This window comes from Bacteroides sp. OM08-11, from assembly GCF_003438665.1.
GTDB lineage: Bacteria > Bacteroidota > Bacteroidia > Bacteroidales > Bacteroidaceae > Bacteroides > Bacteroides cutis.
On record NZ_QSTJ01000003.1, the window covers coordinates 337,236 to 350,165 of the forward strand.

At 37.6% G+C, this 12,930-nt stretch carries 16 protein-coding genes and 1 tRNA gene; 10 read left to right on the forward strand and 7 right to left on the reverse strand.

Annotated elements, in window-relative coordinates:
• Positions 1–37: 37 nt before the first annotated feature.
• From pfkA to cmk, 3 genes are all read right to left on the reverse strand, one after another.
• Positions 38–1,018: a 6-phosphofructokinase gene (pfkA, locus tag DXC10_RS07890; protein ID WP_101543974.1), complete on the reverse strand. Its 981-nt coding sequence runs from the start codon at positions 1,016–1,018 to the stop codon at positions 38–40.
• Between the two features lie 104 nt (positions 1,019–1,122).
• Positions 1,123–1,986, reverse strand: coding sequence for a 4-hydroxy-3-methylbut-2-enyl diphosphate reductase (locus DXC10_RS07895; RefSeq protein WP_101543988.1), 864 nt, complete (start codon positions 1,984–1,986; stop codon positions 1,123–1,125).
• 64 nt (positions 1,987–2,050) lie between these two features.
• Positions 2,051–2,740, reverse strand: coding sequence for a (d)CMP kinase (cmk, locus tag DXC10_RS07900; RefSeq protein WP_117737645.1), 690 nt, complete (start codon positions 2,738–2,740; stop codon positions 2,051–2,053).
• Positions 2,741–3,006: 266 nt separating this feature from the next.
• On the opposite strand from cmk, the gene DXC10_RS07905 reads away from it, so the two are divergent.
• The 9 genes from DXC10_RS07905 to DXC10_RS07945 all read left to right on the forward strand — a co-directional run bounded on the left by DXC10_RS07905 (position 3,007) and on the right by DXC10_RS07945 (position 8,978).
• Complete coding sequence (locus DXC10_RS07905; protein ID WP_101543991.1) at positions 3,007–3,693, forward strand: energy transducer TonB; 687 nt, start codon at positions 3,007–3,009, stop codon at positions 3,691–3,693.
• Positions 3,694–3,771: 78 nt separating this feature from the next.
• On the forward strand, positions 3,772–4,746 hold the full coding sequence (locus DXC10_RS07910) for a polyprenyl synthetase family protein (protein ID WP_101543993.1): 975 nt from the start codon (positions 3,772–3,774) through the stop codon (positions 4,744–4,746).
• Positions 4,747–4,766: 20 nt separating this feature from the next.
• Positions 4,767–5,480, forward strand: a complete 714-nt coding sequence (locus DXC10_RS07915) for a hypothetical protein (protein ID WP_117737646.1) — start codon at positions 4,767–4,769, stop codon at positions 5,478–5,480.
• Positions 5,477–6,256 carry a TatD family hydrolase gene (locus tag DXC10_RS07920; RefSeq protein ID WP_101543996.1) on the forward strand — a complete coding sequence of 260 codons (780 nt, stop codon included), beginning with the start codon at positions 5,477–5,479 and terminating at the stop codon, positions 6,254–6,256. Before DXC10_RS07915 ends, DXC10_RS07920 begins: the two co-directional genes overlap by 4 nt.
• A gap of 162 nt (positions 6,257–6,418) precedes the next feature.
• Positions 6,419–6,506 (forward strand) — tRNA-Ser (locus DXC10_RS07925).
• Positions 6,507–6,584: 78 nt separating this feature from the next.
• Positions 6,585–7,394: a MotA/TolQ/ExbB proton channel family protein gene (locus DXC10_RS07930; RefSeq protein ID WP_101543998.1), complete on the forward strand. Its 810-nt coding sequence runs from the start codon at positions 6,585–6,587 to the stop codon at positions 7,392–7,394.
• Positions 7,395–7,399: 5 nt separating this feature from the next.
• A complete protein-coding gene (locus DXC10_RS07935) occupies positions 7,400–7,885 on the forward strand; it encodes a hypothetical protein (protein WP_101544000.1) in 486 nt (161 codons plus the stop codon).
• Positions 7,886–7,920: 35 nt separating this feature from the next.
• The gene (locus tag DXC10_RS07940) at positions 7,921–8,514 is read left to right on the forward strand and encodes a biopolymer transporter ExbD (RefSeq protein ID WP_101544002.1); all 594 of its coding nucleotides are present in this window, start codon (positions 7,921–7,923) and stop codon (positions 8,512–8,514) included.
• Positions 8,514–8,978 (forward strand): biopolymer transporter ExbD, encoded by a 465-nt coding sequence (locus tag DXC10_RS07945; protein WP_005657168.1) that lies wholly within the window; start codon positions 8,514–8,516, stop codon positions 8,976–8,978. The genes DXC10_RS07940 and DXC10_RS07945 overlap by 1 nt, the downstream gene beginning before the upstream one ends.
• A 113-nt stretch (positions 8,979–9,091) precedes the next feature.
• Here DXC10_RS07945 and DXC10_RS07950 read toward each other — a convergent pair whose 3' ends face one another.
• Together DXC10_RS07950 and DXC10_RS07955 are read right to left on the reverse strand one after the other, a co-directional pair.
• Complete coding sequence (locus DXC10_RS07950) at positions 9,092–9,625, reverse strand: GNAT family N-acetyltransferase (protein ID WP_101544004.1); 534 nt, start codon at positions 9,623–9,625, stop codon at positions 9,092–9,094.
• Positions 9,626–9,676: 51 nt separating this feature from the next.
• Positions 9,677–10,954, reverse strand: a complete 1,278-nt coding sequence (locus DXC10_RS07955) for an IgA Peptidase M64 (RefSeq protein ID WP_117737680.1) — start codon at positions 10,952–10,954, stop codon at positions 9,677–9,679.
• 142 nt (positions 10,955–11,096) lie between these two features.
• On the opposite strand from DXC10_RS07955, the gene DXC10_RS07960 reads away from it, so the two are divergent.
• Complete coding sequence (locus tag DXC10_RS07960) at positions 11,097–11,573, forward strand: Lrp/AsnC family transcriptional regulator (RefSeq protein WP_101544006.1); 477 nt, start codon at positions 11,097–11,099, stop codon at positions 11,571–11,573.
• A gap of 3 nt (positions 11,574–11,576) precedes the next feature.
• Here the strand turns inward: DXC10_RS07960 and DXC10_RS07965 are convergent, their stop codons facing one another.
• Together DXC10_RS07965 and DXC10_RS07970 are read right to left on the reverse strand one after the other, a co-directional pair.
• The gene (locus DXC10_RS07965) at positions 11,577–12,065 is read right to left on the reverse strand and encodes a dihydrofolate reductase (RefSeq protein ID WP_101544009.1); all 489 of its coding nucleotides are present in this window, start codon (positions 12,063–12,065) and stop codon (positions 11,577–11,579) included.
• A 26-nt stretch (positions 12,066–12,091) separates the two neighbouring features.
• The gene (locus DXC10_RS07970; RefSeq protein ID WP_101544012.1) at positions 12,092–12,886 is read right to left on the reverse strand and encodes a thymidylate synthase; all 795 of its coding nucleotides are present in this window, start codon (positions 12,884–12,886) and stop codon (positions 12,092–12,094) included.
• Positions 12,887–12,930 lie beyond the last annotated feature (44 nt).

Consider the following 12,930-nt stretch of genomic DNA (forward strand, 5'->3'; position numbering starts at 1 on the left):
ATAATCTGTCGGGTCCGTATAATGTATAGTATATGAATTAGATTGAGAGTTCTCTCAATACATTTACTAAATCTTTCTTAATGGGCTTGTCATTTTTGATTGCTTTGGTAAAAGGAACGTAAACAACCTCGTCATGTTCAATACCGATCATAACATTGCGCTGTCCTTCCATGATGGCATCAATAGCGGCAGCCCCCATACGGCTGGCGAGAATTCGGTCGTGAGCAGTAGGACTTCCTCCACGTTGCAAGTGACCAAGGATGGTTACGCGTACATCATATTCAGGATATTCGTTCTTTACACGTTCTGCATAGTGCATAGCACCACCTGTCAGTTCACTTTCAGCAACGAGTACTATACTACTGTTCTTTGATTTGCGGAAACCATTTTTAATGAATTCTTCCAATTGGTCGACTTCTGTACTAAATTCCGGAATGATAGCTGCCTCTGCACCGGAAGCTATGGCACCGTTCAAAGCGAGGAATCCGGCATCACGACCCATTACTTCCACAAAAAACAAACGTTCGTGAGAGGTTGCCGTATCACGGATTTTATCTACGGCATCCAGAATTGTATTTAATGCCGTATCATAACCTATTGTAGTATCTGTACCATAAAGATCGTTGTCGATAGTTCCTGGTAGACCGATACAAGGAACATCAAATTCTTGTGCAAAAATACGTGCACCCGATAGAGAGCCGTCACCACCAATGACCACTAGAGCATCTATTCCTTCTTTCTTCATATTATCGTATGCTATCTGACGACCTTCGGGAGTTTTAAACTCTTTACAGCGGGCTGTTTTCAGAATAGTACCACCTAATTGGATAATATTACTTACGTTTTGGCTTTTAAATTCTTTAATTTCACCGGTCACTAGACCTTTGTAACCTCTATATATACCTTTCACTTGTAGTCCGTTGTAAATAGCTGCACGCGTCACTGCGCGGATGGCAGCGTTCATTCCCGGAGCATCACCTCCGGATGTCAAGATACCGATGCACTTAACTGTTCCCATAACAATCTTTTTTATGTTAATAATTGGCGCAAAGATAGCAAAAAGCTAAGGCCATGACTAATAAATTACGTTAATTTGCTGTTCCAAAAGGATGACATTTTGGCTTAAAGGCGTGATTTGATTGCCTTGAATATTTCCTCCATTAACCACTTGGGCGTGGAGGTTGCTCCACATATGCCGATGGAAGCTGCTCCCATAAGCAGATTGTTATCAATTTCTTCGGCACTGTCTATAAAATGAGAATTTGGATTGACTGATTGGCATTCGTGGAACAGGATTTTCCCGTTAGAACTCTTTTTACCACTAACGAAAAATATCAGGTCGTGCGAAGCAGCAAATTTGCGGATATTCGGAATGCGATTGGCTACTTGCCGACAGATTGTGTCGTAATATTCAAAAGTGACATTCGGTGAAATATGCTCTTTAATATATTCAACGATTTTTTGAAATTCTTCCAGAGATTTAGTCGTTTGTGAATAAAGACGGATACTTTTGCTGAAGTCCAATTTCTTGGCTTCTTCTAGCTTTTCAATGACTATCGCTTTACCAGTAGTTTGTCCTACCAATCCTAGTACTTCAGCGTGACCGTTTTTCCCATATATCACGATTTGCTTATCTTCATTGCTTTCCTGTGTATACTCCTGTTTGATTTTTTTTTGCAGACGGAGTACAACAGGACAAGTTGCATCGATGATTTCAATGTTATTACGACGGGCAATGTCATAAGTTTCAGGTGGTTCACCATGAGCACGTAATAGTACTTTAACATCATGTAGATGATTGAATTCGTCATGGTTGATGGTGATAAGCCCCATTTCTTTTAGACGTTCTACCTCTCGGCTATTGTGTACAATATCTCCTAAGCAATATAATGTACCATCTTTGGCCAGTTCTTCTTCAGCTTTATTTATCGCAGTGACTACTCCGAAACAGAAGCCTGAACCTTCATCTATTTCTACTTTTATCATTTTTCTAGTTGTTGATTTATAGACAATAAATAAGAGCTCAAATTAGGTATAGCTTTTTCCGGCATTATGCTTTACACACTTTGTTGAATTGCTCTGACAACCATTCTTTTTGTTGGGAAATAGTCATATAGCTATTGTCAAGTAACAGTGCGTCATCTGCTTTGCGGAGCGGACTTACTTTCCGATTTTGGTCGATATAATCACGTTGTTTTACATTCTCCAGAATTTCGTCAAAACTAATATCTTCTCCTTTAGCCTTCAATTCATCATATCGGCGTTGTGCACGTATTTCAGGAGAAGCAGTTACAAAGATTTTCAGTTCTGCATCTGGGAAGACAGTAGTACCGATATCGCGGCCGTCCATTACGATGCCTTTGGCCTTACCCATTTCCTGTTGTTGCGCTACCATCGCTTCACGTACAAAACTCAAAGCGGCAATAGAACTTACATGAGAAGAAACGTCCATTGTACGAATTTTGTTTTCTACATTTTTTCCATTAAGATAGGTGTCTGGACGTCCTGTCTCCGAATTCAGATGGAAAGAAATATGAATATCGTTGATGTGTTTCTCTAGTCTTTTTGTATCAATTTTATCATTCTGGAAAATGCTATTTTCTATGCTATATAAGGTAACTGCACGATACATAGCACCACTATCTATATATATGTATCCAATTTCACGTGCAAGGTCTTTTGCCATAGTACTTTTCCCACATGAGGAAAAACCATCGATTGCAATTGTTATCTTTTTCATTTGAAATGATTTTATACTTTAATTTTATGAATTAGCTCTCTCTATAGAGGATTTTTCAATAATTCATTTAAAATTCTTGCCAAAGATACGGTATTTTTAAAATATCTCGTTACATTTGTGGCATAAAAGCATGTATACGCTTTTGAAGAATTAAAAAAACGAAAATGTATTGCTTATTGTGTAAAAAAACACATCTAAGCAAAAACAATCGTGGGAAAAGTGCTATATTTGTCCCAATGAGAAACACTAAAATTATATTATAAATTATGGAAATTAAAAAGACACCTAAAGCAGACTTGGAGAACAAGAAGTCAACTTGGATGCTCGTCGGTTATGTAATCGTGCTCGCATTCATGTTCATCGCGTTCGAATGGACTAAGCGTGACATCAAGATTGATACGAGTCAGGCAATCAGTGACCTCGTATTTGAAGAGGAAATTATTCCTATTACAGAACAACCTGAACAGGCTACTCCTCCGCCTCCTGTAGCACCTCCGATTGCTGAAACTTTGACAATCGTAGATGATGATGCTGATGTGGAAGAAACTACTATTGCCACTTCTGAGGAAACAAATCAGGCCGTAGAAATTAAATATGTCCCGGTCGCTGTTGAAGAAGAAGAACCGGAAGAACAAACTATTTTCGAGGTTGTAGAAAATATGCCCGAATTTCCTAATGGAGGTATGGCTGGTTTGATGCAGTACTTGAGTAAAAATATCAAATATCCTACTATTGCTCAGGAAAACGGAACTCAAGGTCGTGTAACTGTACAGTTCGTTGTTAACAAGGATGGTAGTATTGTTGATGCTAAAGTATTGAGAGGTGTTGATCCTTATTTGGATAAAGAAGCTATTCGTGTGATTAGTGCAATGCCTAAGTGGAAACCAGGTATGCAACGCGGTAAACCCGTACGTGTTAAATATACGGTGCCTGTAATGTTTAGATTGCAGTAATAAGATATCTATAAAGTGGAGAGGCTGCTGAAAAGCAGCCTCTTTTCATTCCTTGTTATTCCTCTAATTTTATAACTTATGTTTACATCTTCCGAGCTTCTCGAGAAAATAAATACTCATATTGCAGGTTTGCAGTTTACACGTACTCCACAGGGATTGTATGATCCGATTACTTATGTATTATCCATTGGCGGCAAAAGAATTCGTCCGGTATTGATGTTGATGGCTTATAATCTTTATAAGGATGATGTGACTCGTATTCTTTCACCGGCAACGGGGATTGAGGTTTACCACAATTATACATTGTTACATGATGATTTGATGGATCGTGCTGATAAGCGGAGAGGTAAGGCAACGGTACATAAAATATGGAATGACAATAGTGCTATTCTTTCGGGAGATGCAATGTTGGTATTGGCATATCAATTTATGGCGCAATGCCCAGTTGAATATTTGAAGGAGGTAATCAATCTATTTAGTTTGACAGCATTGGAGATTTGTGAGGGGCAGCAACTAGATATGGATTTTGAACAGCGGAACGATGTAGAGGATAAGGAGTATCTTGAGATGATTCGTTTGAAGACTTCAGTTCTTTTGGCTGCAAGTTTGAAGATCGGTGCAATTTTGGCAGGAGCTCCTTCTGAAGATGCTAAGAATTTGTATGACTTTGGCGTAAATCTAGGAATTGCTTTTCAGCTGAAAGACGACTTATTAGATGTGTATGGAAATACTGCTGTTTTTGGAAAAAATATAGGTGGTGATATACTTTGTAATAAAAAGACCTATTTGTTGATTAAAGCCTTGGAACATGCTGACGAGGAACAGAAGCACCGATTGAATTATTGGATAAATACTGTTTCGTTCGATGCTACTGAGAAGGTCGCTACTGTAACGGAATTGTATAATCAAATAGGGGTGAAAAAAATCTGCGAAGAAAAGATGGCTGAATATTGTGTAAAGGCTATAGAAAGTCTTGCTGCTGTGAGAATCGCTGATGAAAAGAAAAAGGAATTTAAAGAATTGATGAAAAAATTGATGTACCGTGAGGTATGATCTTCCTAACTTATTAAAAAATGCCTTATAGAAGATTACCAAATACAGACCAAGCAAGAATACGTGCATTGAAAGCTGTAGTCGTGAAAGGTGATATATATAATGTATATGATTTGGCCGTATCTTTAAAAACACTGACAGATGCCCGTAATTTTCTGATTAAATTTGAAGCGGCACAGTCTTATTATGCCGAATGTTTTGAACGGCAATCAAAAGCCGGACGGAAACACCAGGCTAATGTGAAAACTGCCCGGTTGTATCTTTCCCATTTTATACAAGTACTGAATTTAGCTGTTATTCGTTCGGAAGTGCGTACTTCTCACAAGGAGTACTACGGATTGGATTTAAAAAATAATAATGTGCCTGATTTATCGACTGAAACTTCTCTTGCAGAATGGGGACGGAAAATTATAAACGGTGAAAGTCTGCGAATTTCTCAGGGGGGAATTCCTATTTATAATCCGACTATTGCCAAAGTGAGGGTACATTATGATATTTTCATGGAAAGTTATGAACGGCAGAAAAATTTGCAGGCTTTAACAGCGCGTAGCCTGGAAGTTCTTTCGTCGATGCGAGCTGATGCAGATAGTCTGATTTTGAATATATGGAATCAGGTAGAAAAGAAATTTGAGGACGTTTTCCCGAATAAGAAGCGATTGGATTTATGTCGTGATTATGGGGTGATATACTATTATCGTACTGGTGAGAAACAGATAGAAGAAGTTGAAGTATGAGATTAGTGGATTCACATTCCCATCTTTTTTTGGAAGAATTTTCAGAGGATTTGCCACAAGTTATTAAACGTGCACGTGTGGCAGGGGTTACCCATATATTTATGCCCAATATAGATAGTAGCACAATTGAATCTATGCTACGCGTTTGTTCCGAGTATAAAGGTTATTGTTTTCCTATGATAGGATTACATCCTACTTCGGTAAATGCGGATTATAGGAAAGAGCTGGATTTTGTGGCGGAATATTTAACAATGCCAAATGAGTATGTGGCAATTGGTGAAATTGGGATAGATCTTTATTGGGATCGAACTTTTTTGGAAGAACAATTGATTGTTTTTGAACAACAGGTTGAATGGGCTTTGAAGTATGATTTGCCGATAGTTATTCATTGTCGGGAGGCCTTTGATTATATATATAGGGTATTGGAGCCTTATAAAACAACTCCCTTAAGAGGAATTTTTCATAGTTTTACGGGAACTATTGAAGAAGCTGTACGTATTCTTGATTTTCCAGGTTTTTATGTCGGAATTAATGGAGTGGTGACTTTTAAAAAGTCAACCTTACCGGAAGTTTTGCAAAGTATTCCTTTGGAACGTGTAGTATTGGAAACAGATTCTCCCTATCTGACTCCTGTTCCCAATAGGGGTAAACGAAATGAGAGCGCAAACGTGAAAGATACTTTGATAAAAGTTGCTGAAATCTATCATAAAGTGCCTGAGGAAGTAGGATGGATCACTTCTAATAATGCATTAAAAGTGTTTGCAATGCTCAAATAAGGTATTGAAGATTTTAAAGTTTATTAATTTTGAGATTTTATTCAAGATAAAAACTGGAGAATGCTACGGAAGAACAAAAAAAAGAATACATTTGTAGCTGAAAACGCTTGCAGTTCGCATTTTTTTTGTAATTTGCACCCGATTTCAGGGAAAGCGTGTACTGGAGAGATGCTCGAGTGGTTGAAGAGGCACGCCTGGAAAGCGTGTATACTCCTAAAGGGTATCCGGGGTTCGAATCCCCGTCTCTCCGCATGGATTGAAATAAGAAAAAACAACAAATAAATATAATAAGTAATTTAATTAATTAATCTTAAAAATTAGACACACAATGAAAAAGTTATTTGCAATTGTTGCTGTGATGGGAGTCTTAACATTTGGCTCAACTCAACTTGCTCAGGCTCAAGATGCTCCTGCAGCTGAACAAACAGAACAAGCTGCTCCTGCAGCTCAGGCAGCTCCTGCTGATGAAGCTCCTGCTGCTGTAGAAGTTGAAGAAGGTGGTATTCACAAAGAAATTAAAACAAAGTTTATTGAAGGTACTGCTTCTTTCATGAGTTTAGTTGCTATTGCATTGGTTATCGGCCTTGCATTCTGCATCGAACGTATCATTTATTTGAGCTTGGCTGAAATTAATACTAAGAAATTTATGGCTGCTATCGAAGCTGCTTTGGAAAAAGGTGACGTTGAAGCTGCTAAAGACATCGCACGTAATACAAGAGGTCCTATTGCATCTATCTATTATCAAGGTTTGATGAGAATTGACCAAGGTATTGATGTCGTAGAAAAGTCTGTTGTTTCTTATGGTGGTGTTCAAGCTGGTTATTTGGAAAAAGGTTGTTCTTGGATCACACTGTTTATCGCAATGGCTCCGTCATTAGGGTTCTTGGGTACTGTAATCGGTATGGTGCAGGCATTTGATAAGATCCAACAAGTAGGTGATATCTCTCCGACGGTTGTTGCTGGTGGTATGAAGGTTGCCTTGATTACAACTATTTTCGGTTTGATTGTTGCTTTGATCCTCCAGGTATTCTATAACTACATTCTGTCTAAGATTGAAGCTTTGACTAGTGAAATGGAAGATTCTTCTATCTCATTGTTGGATATGGTTATCAAATATAACTTGAAATACAAAAAATAATAGAAATGGCTAAGTTATCATATAAAGTATCATATTATGTACTGTACGTAATGTTTGCTGCCATCTTGGTAGTACTGGGTATGTTCTACTTTGGTGGAGATGCTCAGGGCGATTCAGTACTGATGAGCGTTGACTCAGAAATGTGGCAGCCTGCTCAGACCGATGCCTTGATTTACTTGATGTATGGTTTGTTCGGTTTGGCTGTAATTGCTACATTGGCTGCTTTTCTGTTCCAATTTGGAACAGCGTTGAAGGATAATCCTGGAAAGGCTTTGAAATCTTTGATCGGTGTAATTATTTTAGCTGTAGTTGTTATTATTGCTTGGGCAATGGGTAGTGGTGAACCTCTCAACATCCCAGGATATGAAGGCTCAGATAATGTTCCTTTCTGGTTGAAGATTACTGATATGTTCCTTTATACTATCTATATTTTGTTGGCTGCAACAGTGCTTTCAATGATTTTTAGTAGTATTAAGAAGAAATTATCATAACCAATTGAGGAAACTCAGTTAAAAGAGTAATTACAATGGCAAAAGGAAAAAGAAAAGTTCCTGATATTAACTCAAGTTCTACGGCAGATATTGCTTTCTTGTTGTTGATCTTCTTTTTGATTACAACGTCTATGGATACTGACCGTGGTTTGGCAAGACGTTTGCCACCACCACCGGAGCAAGAACAAAAGGATAATGACGATGTAAAATTGAAAGAACGCAACGTATTGCAAGTTTTCCTGAATATGAACGACCAGTTAATGTGTGGAAACGATTATATCAGTGTAGATCAATTGCGTGCAAAAGCAAAAGAATTTATTGCCAATCCGTATAATGATGAAACTAAGCCTGAGAAATATGCAAAAGATATTCCTTTCTTTGGCAACATGATGATTACGGAAAAGCATGTAGTTTCTTTGCGTTGTGACCGTGGTTCTTCTTATAAAGCATATATTTCTGTGCAGAATGAGTTGGTTGCAGCTTATAATGAGTTGCGTGACGAGCTTGCTCAAGAAAAATGGCAAAAGAATTATGCTGATTTGAACGAAGATCAACAAAAAGCAATTCGTGATATTTATCCTCAGAAGATTTCTGAGGCAGAACCTAAAAAGTACGGAGAAAAGAAGTAATGGGAAAATTTAATAAGACTGGTAAGAAAGAAATGCCGGCGTTGAACACTTCTTCTCTGCCTGACCTTATCTTCACCTTGTTGTTCTTCTTCATGATTGTAACAACCATGCGTGAGGTAACATTAAAGGTTGAGTTTAAGGTTCCGCAAGCTACTGAGTTGGAAAAACTTGAAAAGAAGTCTTTGGTTACGTTTATCTATGTAGGAAAGCCTACTGCCGAATTCCGTAAGAAATTAGGTAACGAAAGTCGTATCCAGTTAAATGACAGCTATGCAGAAGTTGCTGCAATCCAGGATTACATTATTGGTGAACGTGCCAGTATGAAAGAAGAGGATCAGCCGCAAATGACTGTATCTTTGAAAGTTGATCAAGACACGAAAATGGGTATCGTTACAGATATCAAAGAGGCTCTTCGTAAAGCTTATGCATTGAAGATTAACTATTCTGCGCAACCGCGTCAGTAAGAGTTGGTTTGACTATATAATAAAGGCTACCTGTTAATAGACAGGTAGTCTTTATTGTTTTATTGCAAATAGTCAAATCATTAAGTGCTACTATTAGAGTATTACTTGTATCTTTACTTCACATTATATACTTCTTTGTAAAGTTTTTCTTTTATAGTATTGAAATCTTTTTCACTGTCCAATTCTCCATAAGCCATTAATAACATCGAGAGATAGTTATCTCCGGGCTTATAAGGTGGTTGGAAATAGGGTCTTTCCCATAGTGTAAAGCCATGACGTTTGTAAAAGTTGATGCGCCGTTTTGCCATTTCTTCTTCGGGAACTTCTACTTCCAATACAATAGGATGATTTAATAGTTGACATAAATGATGTAGTACATTTTTTCCGTATCCACCGTTTCGTTGTGACGGATCAATAGCAAAATGTTCTACATAATAGAATTCTTCAAAATCCCAGTAGGTGATAAAACCAATAGGTATTTCATTATGAAAAATGATATTATTGTAGAAATGCGGTTTAGTATCTGTATACTTTTTCATTTCATCTAAAGCACGATATTCATCAGATGGGAAAGAAATGGTTATCAACTGTTCCATATAGGTATACAAATTTATATCAGCGGTGGTGATACGTTGAAATTTAATCATAAATTATTTATTTTAGTTAGTATTATTATTTTATACTGATACACTATTATTTTATTCTGTATAAAACTCGATAATCCGTCGAAGGGCACGTTGACATACGGGACAAAATGCGGGATATTCGTTGGTACGCATACGACAATTATTAGCTGGGCGATAAATACCTTTGGCTGAATAACCACCACCTTCATATACACCTACAGGATATTTCTTACTCTCTTCTGTTGGTGTAGGTATGGGTGTTTCTTTAGCAAGCATATCTTCCCATTTGGAGGTGAAATTTATACGGGTACTTATATTTTGTTCCCATGGTTCAACATCCAGCGGGTAAGTATCTGTCATTACATCATTATCATAGAAATATTCGTCAGCAAGTCCTCCAAAGCTGTGTCCGAACTCATGTACAACTACCGGACGGAATTTAGAATGATGGGCTGTAGTAAGAGTGTATGAGTTATAAATACCACCACCACCATACTCTTCTGTATTGGCAAGGATGATAATATGTTCGTAAGGTATTCCAGCCAATGCATCATGAATGGATTTTACATGGGTTGTTGTCAGATACCGGTCTGAATAAAAAGTACTGAAATGTGAACTAACTGCTGTGTGTTTCCAGTCACCAAGTCGTGGTACACTTACTCCGCTGTCTTGTGAAGAACTGGCTACTGCTACGATGTTGAAACGTTTTTTCATTGATTTGAAAGGTTCATGAGAGAATAAACTCTCACAGGCTATTGTTGCATCCTGATAAAATATTTCCATTTCATCAGATGTATATCCTTCGGCAAGGATGGCTACATCAATGCATTTATCCAGTTCTCCGTTTTGTAACAGATATTTGTGGGGAGTGATGTGGGTATTTCCTTTTCGCTGTATCAGGATGTCATTTGGATTAACAGTATGTTTCATACTGGCATATACATTCCCGTGAGGGTCAATTAGTGTTATTTCTACTTCTATAGGTTTAAGAGGGAAGGGAAGTAGGAAAGTATTCTCAAATCCTTTCGTAACCTTCTTTGCTTCATCAGTCTCTAACCATTCTTGAAATAAAGAGGAAAATGAAGTTTTGTATATAATATTGTTACTGGCAATATCGCGCACGGTAATCTGCCCGTTACCTTGTAGGGGTAACTCTGACAGATGATGTTTTCTTCCCGCCCATGATGGAAGAACTGACAAACCGTCCAAACAAATATTCTGTTTAGAGAAATTACCATTAAAGATATAATCTACGCGGAGAGTTTTTCCCGAGAAGTAGTCATTAAAAAATTGCGCATAGCCTGAGACTGTTATCCAAAGACACAATAAAATCAGAGTGTATTTTTTCATATTCATTTGTTATTTAATCTTTCACAAATTTAGCAAGAAAAGTTATAAACCGTATTTTTATCTGTAAAAAAATGGCTAACTTTGCACATTGTCGTACAGGAATACGATTTTTATACATCATTTATTAACTATAAGATTTGAAATGGGACATCATCAATTGGATACTTTAGACGAGCAGATACTTAAACTCATCGCTGATAATGCACGAATTCCCTTTTTGGAAGTGGCAAGAGCTTGTAATGTTTCTGGAGCGGCTATTCATCAACGTATCCAGAAACTCACCAATCTAGGAATATTAAAAGGTTCGGAATATATTCTTGACCCGGAAAAGATTGGATATGAAACATGTGCTTATATTGGTATTTATTTAAAAGATCCTGCTACTTTTGATGCTGTGACGAAAGCGTTGGAAGCTATTCCCGAAATAGTGGAATGTCATTTTACAACCGGTAAATATGATATGTTCATCAAACTTTATGCACGAAACAATCATCATTTGTTGAGTATTATCCATGATAAATTACAACCGTTGGGATTGTCACGTACAGAGACGTTGATCTCTTTTCACGAAGCCATTAAACGCCAGATGCCTATATTAGTGGGAGAAGATGATGAATAATTTTTATCGACGAAAATAGTCAACAAATGCATAAGGGCAGGGATGTTTGTCATCTATCGGATGGAATTCTCTGCTTTTTTCTTGCCATATTTTGGAATTCACTTCTGGAAAGTAAGCGTCTACATGAGGAGCTTCTGCATCTACTTCTGTGAGGCAAAGCATATCAGCCAATGGAAGTGCCTGCTGATAAACACTGGCTCCACCTATAATATATATATGCTCATCTTCTTTACAGCTCTTTAAGGCTTCTTTTAAAGAAGAAAATACTTCAGCTCCAGGATAATAAATGTCCGAATGAGAAGATAATACTATATTCCGTCGATTGGGTAAAGCACCTTTAGGCAACGATTCGAAAGTTTTTCTTCCCATGATAATGGTATTCCCGGTGGTGAGGGCTTTGAAACGTTTCAAGTCATTGGGGAGCCAGAATAACAGTTTGTTTTGATAACCGATACCTCTATTTCTATCTACTGCGGCAATAATACTAATCATGCTATTTGTTTATAGTCTAAATTGAATTATACTGATACTTTTCCTGCTATGTGAGGATATGGGTCGTAATTCACTAGTTCAAAGTCGTCATATTTAAAGTCGAAGATGTTTTTTATATCCGGATTGATTTTCATTTGAGGAAGTGGTCTAGGGGCACGGCTCAACTGAAGTTTGACTTGTTCCAAGTGATTTAAATAAATATGTGCATCTCCTAAAGTATGAATAAAATCTCCAGCTTTCAATCCTGTCACTTGTGCCATCATTTGAAGTAACAGGGCATATGATGCAATATTGAACGGTACCCCTAGAAATATATCAGCACTACGTTGGTAAAGTTGTAGACTAAGCTTTCCGTTTGCCACATAAAACTGAAAAAAAGCATGGCACGGAGGCAAATTCATGTTATTCAAGTCTCCTACATTCCAAGCACTTACGATGATACGACGCGAATCCGGATTATGCTTGATCGTTTCAACAGCTTCACTGATTTGGTCGATTGAATTCCCTTTATAATCAGGCCAAGAACGCCATTGATAACCATAAATATGCCCTAACTCTCCATTCTCATCCGCCCATTCATTCCAGATGCGTACCCCATTATCTTGAAGATATTTAACATTGGTATCTCCTTGCAAAAACCATAGTAATTCATGGATGATGGATTTTAAGTGAAGTTTTTTGGTAGTAAGACAAGGAAATCCCTCGTCCATATTAAACCTCATCTGATGGCCGAATACACTGATTGTACCGGTTCCGGTACGATCACTCTTCTCTGTACCTTCAGTCAGCACCCGATTGAGCAAATTTAAATATTGTTTCATTAGATTACAAATTAAAAGCTTCGCCAAAGGTAGCCAACTTCTAG

Bases quoted from the DNA above. Each gene is read 5' to 3' on its own strand.
- DXC10_RS07940 (WP_101544002.1), top strand. From the start codon at position 7,921: ATGGCAAAAGGAAAAAGAAAAGTTCCTGATATTAACTCAAGTTCTACG.
- DXC10_RS07905 (WP_101543991.1), top strand. From the start codon at position 3,007: ATGGAAATTAAAAAGACACCTAAAGCAGACTTGGAGAACAAGAAGTCA.
- DXC10_RS07960 (WP_101544006.1), top strand. From the start codon at position 11,097: ATGGGACATCATCAATTGGATACTTTAGACGAGCAGATACTTAAACTC.
- cmk (WP_117737645.1), bottom strand. From the start codon at position 2,740: ATGAAAAAGATAACAATTGCAATCGATGGTTTTTCCTCATGTGGGAAA.
- DXC10_RS07920 (WP_101543996.1), top strand. From the start codon at position 5,477: ATGAGATTAGTGGATTCACATTCCCATCTTTTTTTGGAAGAATTTTCA.
- DXC10_RS07945 (WP_005657168.1), top strand. From the start codon at position 8,514: ATGGGAAAATTTAATAAGACTGGTAAGAAAGAAATGCCGGCGTTGAAC.
- DXC10_RS07970 (WP_101544012.1), bottom strand. From the start codon at position 12,886: ATGAAACAATATTTAAATTTGCTCAATCGGGTGCTGACTGAAGGTACA.
- DXC10_RS07955 (WP_117737680.1), bottom strand. From the start codon at position 10,954: ATGAAAAAATACACTCTGATTTTATTGTGTCTTTGGATAACAGTCTCA.
- DXC10_RS07935 (WP_101544000.1), top strand. From the start codon at position 7,400: ATGGCTAAGTTATCATATAAAGTATCATATTATGTACTGTACGTAATG.
- DXC10_RS07930 (WP_101543998.1), top strand. From the start codon at position 6,585: ATGAAAAAGTTATTTGCAATTGTTGCTGTGATGGGAGTCTTAACATTT.
- DXC10_RS07895 (WP_101543988.1), bottom strand. From the start codon at position 1,986: ATGATAAAAGTAGAAATAGATGAAGGTTCAGGCTTCTGTTTCGGAGTA.
- DXC10_RS07965 (WP_101544009.1), bottom strand. From the start codon at position 12,065: ATGATTAGTATTATTGCCGCAGTAGATAGAAATAGAGGTATCGGTTAT.
- DXC10_RS07910 (WP_101543993.1), top strand. From the start codon at position 3,772: ATGTTTACATCTTCCGAGCTTCTCGAGAAAATAAATACTCATATTGCA.
- DXC10_RS07950 (WP_101544004.1), bottom strand. From the start codon at position 9,625: ATGATTAAATTTCAACGTATCACCACCGCTGATATAAATTTGTATACC.
- DXC10_RS07915 (WP_117737646.1), top strand. From the start codon at position 4,767: ATGCCTTATAGAAGATTACCAAATACAGACCAAGCAAGAATACGTGCA.
- pfkA (WP_101543974.1), bottom strand. From the start codon at position 1,018: ATGGGAACAGTTAAGTGCATCGGTATCTTGACATCCGGAGGTGATGCT.